This window comes from Steroidobacter sp. (assembly GCF_016790065.1).
Lineage (GTDB): Bacteria > Pseudomonadota > Gammaproteobacteria > Steroidobacterales > Steroidobacteraceae > Steroidobacter.
In genome coordinates, this window is record NZ_JAEUPY010000874.1 from 1 (window position 1) to 5026 (window position 5026).

6 protein-coding genes are annotated in these 5026 nt (G+C 61.4%); all 6 read left to right on the forward strand.

The window, feature by feature from the left end:
* Positions 1–299: 299 nt before the first annotated feature.
* Entirely contained in the window at positions 300–755 is a 456-nt protein-coding gene (gene dtd, locus JNL55_RS35060; protein ID WP_293865935.1) for a D-aminoacyl-tRNA deacylase, read from the forward strand.
* Positions 756–832: 77 nt separating this feature from the next.
* The gene (gene tatA / locus JNL55_RS35065; protein WP_293865938.1) at positions 833–1069 is read left to right on the forward strand and encodes a twin-arginine translocase TatA/TatE family subunit; all 237 of its coding nucleotides are present in this window, start codon (positions 833–835) and stop codon (positions 1067–1069) included.
* Positions 1070–1092: 23 nt separating this feature from the next.
* A complete protein-coding gene (tatB, locus tag JNL55_RS35070; protein WP_293865941.1) occupies positions 1093–1515 on the forward strand; it encodes a Sec-independent protein translocase protein TatB in 423 nt (140 codons plus the stop codon).
* A 9-nt stretch (positions 1516–1524) separates the two neighbouring features.
* Positions 1525–2298 carry a twin-arginine translocase subunit TatC gene (gene tatC, locus JNL55_RS35075; protein ID WP_293865944.1) on the forward strand — a complete coding sequence of 258 codons (774 nt, stop codon included), beginning with the start codon at positions 1525–1527 and terminating at the stop codon, positions 2296–2298.
* Between the two features lie 167 nt (positions 2299–2465).
* Positions 2466–3944: a peptide MFS transporter gene (locus tag JNL55_RS35080; RefSeq protein WP_293865947.1), complete on the forward strand. Its 1479-nt coding sequence runs from the start codon at positions 2466–2468 to the stop codon at positions 3942–3944.
* 33 nt (positions 3945–3977) lie between these two features.
* The coding region (locus tag JNL55_RS35085) for an OPT family oligopeptide transporter (protein WP_293865950.1) at positions 3978–5026 on the forward strand (1049 nt) is incomplete at its 3' end.

Below are 5026 nucleotides of genomic sequence, written 5' to 3' on the forward strand. Positions count from 1 at the left end.
GACTTTCTGATCTTAGATTCCCACGCTGGAGCTATAACGAGGCAGAACCAAACCTCAGGCACCACCTTAACCAGATATCTCCGGTCGGCTGGCTTGAACCCACCCGAGGCGGGGCTCTCATTCTCCTCCGATCAATAAAGCGACGAAGTCGCAATAAAAACTGCGGCTAAGTGGAGAGATAAAGCGACGAATCTCGGTTCTGCAGTAAAAAAGTGGCAATCTCTAGCCGTGACGTAAACTTCATTTACAGCCCCATCCCCTCCGCTATCCTGCTCAGCCACCCCAACCCTCAGGTTGTCATGATCGGTCTGCTCCAGCGCGTCACTCACGCCGAAGTTCAGGTCGCCGGCCGGCAGGTGGGGGCCATCGAGACCGGGTTATTGGTATTGGTGGGCGTGGAGAAGGGCGACGCCGAGGCGCAGGCCGACCGGCTGCTGGAACGGCTCTGCACCTACCGCGTTTTTCCAGATGCCGAAGGGCGCATGAATCGCAGCCTGCAGGACATTGGCGGACAGCTACTGCTGGTCTCGCAGTTCACCCTGGCGGCCGACACGCGTAGCGGCACCCGACCGGGCTTCAGCACAGCCGCGGTGCCGGACGAGGGCCGGCGGTTGTTCGATTATCTGGTCGAGCGGGCACGCTCGCGGCTGGGCGCGGTCCAAACTGGAGAGTTTGGCGCGAACATGCAGGTCAGCCTGACCAATGACGGTCCGGTAACGTTCTGGCTACAGGTGGCGCCGGACAAATCGGGCTAGAGTTGCCAACTTCGCCGCGGGAATCGGCACACGCTTTTGGCGTATGATCCGGCGGCTTTGCGAAGCGGGAGAGTCGAATGGGCATCGGTTTCAAAGAACTTCTGATCATCCTCGCCATTGCGCTGCTGGTGTTCGGCGCCAAGCGTCTGAAGACCATTGGTTCGGATCTGGGCGGGGCCGTGAAAGGCTTCAAGAAGGCCATGGACGATGAGGACGACAAGGAGGCTCAGCAGTTGAATGCGCCCCAGCAGAAGGACGCCGATTTCAACTCGACGCCGGCGGGCAAGACGGGCAGCAAGTCTTCCAACGTTTGATGCCTTGAACCGGCCGCGTCGCGATGTTTGAAGTCGGTTTTACTGAGATCGTCCTGATCCTGGGCCTGGCACTGCTGGTGCTGGGGCCGGAGAAGTTACCTGGCCTGGCCGAGAAGGTCGGCCGATGGACCGGTCGTGCGCGCGCCATGGCGCGTCAGCTGCGTACCCAACTGGAACAGGAAGTCACGCTGGATGAGATGACCAAGTCTCGCCCGATGCAGGCACCGCCGCCGGCCAGCGAACCCAGCGCCGCCAGCACCAACACCACCACGACAACTTCTCAGGCTGAGCCCACTGCTGCGGCACCAGCCGAATCCACCGAGCCGCAAGCTCCCAGCGATAAGCCACACAATGCTTCGGGACTGGATCTGCAAACCATGGTTTCCGGCATGGAGCCGCCGCCGCAATCGGCAGCTGAGACGCCCGCCAATAAAGCTGTGCAGTGAGCTCGCGCCATGAGTGCTGACGAGCGCGAACAATTGGCCGAAGGCTCGCTGATCTCGCACCTGGTCGAATTGCGCGACCGGCTGTTGCGCGCGGTGATTTGCGTCGCTGTCGTATTCGCTCCCTGTGCTTACTTCTCCAACGAGTTGTTCACGCTGGTCGCGACGCCGCTGATCGAGAAGATGCCCAAGGGCACCTCGATGATCGCCACCAGCTTGATCTCGCCGTTCCTGGCACCGCTGAAGTTGGGCTTGTTCGTCGCGCTGTTCATCTCGATGCCCTATGTGCTGTACCAAGCGTGGGCCTTCGTCGCGCCCGGTTTGTACAAGCACGAGAAGCGCTTCGCCATTCCGTTGGTGGTGTCGAGCATCGCGCTGTTCTACGCCGGTGTCGCGTTCGCCTACTTCGTCGTGTTCCCGCTGATGTTCGCGTTCTTCACCACCAGTGCGCCGGCTGGCGTGCAGATGATGACGGACATGCAGAACTACCTCGACTTCGTGTTGCTGCTGTTCTTCGCCTTCGGCGTGGCGTTCGAGATTCCGGTGGCGACCGTGCTGCTGGCGGCGACCGGCATGGTGAAAGTCGAAACCATGACCAAGAACCGCGGCTATGTGCTGCTGGGAATTTTCGTGGTGGCCGCATTCCTGACGCCGCCGGATGCTTTGTCGCAGACCATGATGGCCGGCCCGATGTACTTGCTGTACGAGATCGGCATCGTGCTATCGCGGATCCTGATCAAGAAACGCCAGAGCGAAGACCCCGCCGAGGACGCAGCCGAGACCTGAACGTCTCGGTATACAGGCGCGCTCGAGCTTGCCCGGTGGCTTGCTCTTCGGTGAGACTCCGCGTCCATGACATCTGTCATGCATGACAGCCCGTGCCGGTTTTGCCCGGGCCTCCATAACAACAGCAGTTCGACGCCTTCGAGCTGCAGCAGGGAGACTCTTCCCGTATGAATCAAAGCATCGAACGCGACTCCACGCACGGCCCGCAAGTTTTCGGTCACCCGCGTGGACTGATCACGTTGTTCGGCACCGAAGCCTTCGAGCGCTTCACTTATTACGGCATGCGGGCCATCTTGATCCTGTTCATGACCGCGGCCATCGCCGAAGGCGGGCTGGGTCTGGACGATCGCACCGCCAGCGCGATTTACGGCTTGTACATTTCCGGCACCTATTTGTTGTCGTTGTTCGGCGGCTGGATCGCCGACCGGTTGATCGGTCAGCAGCGCGCAGTGTTCTGGGGCGGCGTGCTGATCATGCTCGGCAACGGTTGCCTCGCCACCGGCAACACGCAACTGTTCTTCGTCGGCTTGATGACCATCGTGCTGGGTGTGGGTTTGTTGAAGCCCAACATCAGCGCCATCGTCGCGCAGCTCTATCCCGAAGGCGGTTCGCGTCGCGACGCCGGCTTCTCCATTTTTTACATGGGCATCAACACCGGTGCCACGTTGGGTTCGACGCTGGTGCCGATGGCAGCCACGGCGTTCGGTTGGAACATCGGCTTCTTGCTGCCCGCGATCGGCATGCTGATCGGCCTGGTGCAGTTCCAGGCGACCAAACATTATCTCGGCGATTCGGGCGTGGTGCCGATGGGCAAGCCCGCGAGCTGGGCACCGGTCATCGTGTTCCTGGTGCTGGTCGTCGGTCTGGTGATCGCAGGGTTGTCGGGCGCCGTGCACCTCGATCCGATGGCGATTTCGCAGTCGCTGAACTGGGCGTTGGTGGCACTGGCTGCCGGCTTCTTCATCTACTTGTTGTTCTTCGCCGGCCTCGAGGGCGACGAACGTAAACGCATCGTCGCGATGATTGCGTTGTTCGCGGCCTGCGCCATGTTCTGGGCGGGGTTCGAGCAAGCTGGCGCGTCTTTCAACTTATTCGCCGAGCGGCACACCGATCGCGATGTGTTCGGTTGGGCCATGCCGGCCGGCACACTGCAGGCCGTGAATCCGCTGTTCATCATCTTGTTCGCGCCGGTGTTCGCCGCGATCTGGGTGAATCTCGGCCGTCGTAATCTGGATCCCTCGGCGCCGGCGAAATTCGCCGTGGGTCTGATCCTGATGGGCTTCGGCTTCCTGGTGATGTTCCTCGCGGCTCGCTATGTAGTCGCAGGTGAGAAAGTGTTGCCGACCTGGTTGATCCTCACCTACTTGCTGCACACGTTCGGCGAGCTGTGCCTGAGCCCGGTGGGCTTGAGTTCGATGACCAAGCTGGCGCCGGCGCGCTTCGTCGGTCAGGTGATGGGCTTGTGGTTCCTGGCGACGGCGCTGGGCAACAACCTGGCCGGTCAGTTCTCGGGTGAAATCGATCCCAACAATCTGCCCGGCATGCCCGGTCAGTTCCTGTATCTGTTCTGGTGGGGCGTGATCGCCGGCGTGGTGTTGCTGGTGTTGACGCCGTTCATTCGCAAGATGATGGCCGGCGTGAAGTAACAGAACAAAGGCCAACCTTTGGCCGGAGAAATTATGAGCAACCCTGCGTCTCAAGCCGCGCCACAGCTGACGCCGCGCGCGATCATTCTGTCCATCGTGCTCGCGATGATTCTCGCAGCCGCGAATACTTATCTCGGCTTGTTCGCCGGTCTCACCATCGCGACGGCGATTCCGGCGGCGGTGGTGTCGATGGCAGTGCTGCGTTTACTAGGCGGCGGACACATCCTCGAGAACAACATCGTGCAGACCGGCGCGTCGGCCGGTTCATCGATTGCCGCTGGTGTGATCTTCACGGTGCCGGCGTTGGTGATCCTCGGGCACTGGAGCGATTTCAAATATTGGTGGGTGCTCGCTATCGCCGGTCTGGGCGGCATTCTGGGTGTGTTGTTTTCCGTGCCGCTGCGCCGTTCGTTGATCGTCGATCAGGGACTGGCCTTCCCCGAAGGCAAAGCCGCCGCTGAAGTCCTGAAGGCCGGCGAGAATCCGGCCAGCGGCATCAAGGTGCTCGCCGCTGCATCGACGCTGGGTGGCATCGGCAAGGTGATCGCCGCGAGTGGCCTGCGACTCGTGCCCGACTCCGCTGCGTTCGGCAGCTACATCGGCAAGGGCATCGCCTACATGGGCACCAACTTGTCGCCTGCCCTGCTCGGCGTCGGTTACATCGTCGGGCTCAACATCGGCATCGTGGTCATGGTCGGCGGCATCTTGTCGTGGAACATTGCCATTCCGACTTACAGCGCGTTCTTTCTCGACGGCAATCCCGCGCTCGCTGCGAAGGTAGCCGGCCTCAGCGCCGAAGACGCGGCCGGCGCGATCTGGAGTTCGCAGATTCGTTATCTCGGCGTCGGTGCGATGTTGGTGGGCGGCATCTGGACGCTGATCTCACTGCGTAAGTCGCTGCTATCCGGCGTTCGCAGCGGCTTGGAAGCAGCGCGTGCCGGCGCCTCGAAAGTGGTCGCCGAGACCGAGCGCGATTTGCCGATGAAGGCCGTGCTGGTCGGCTTGGTCGCCTTCACGTTGCCACTCGCCGGTCTGTATTACGCCATCGTGCAGGACCTGAGCGTGTCCATCACGATGACCAT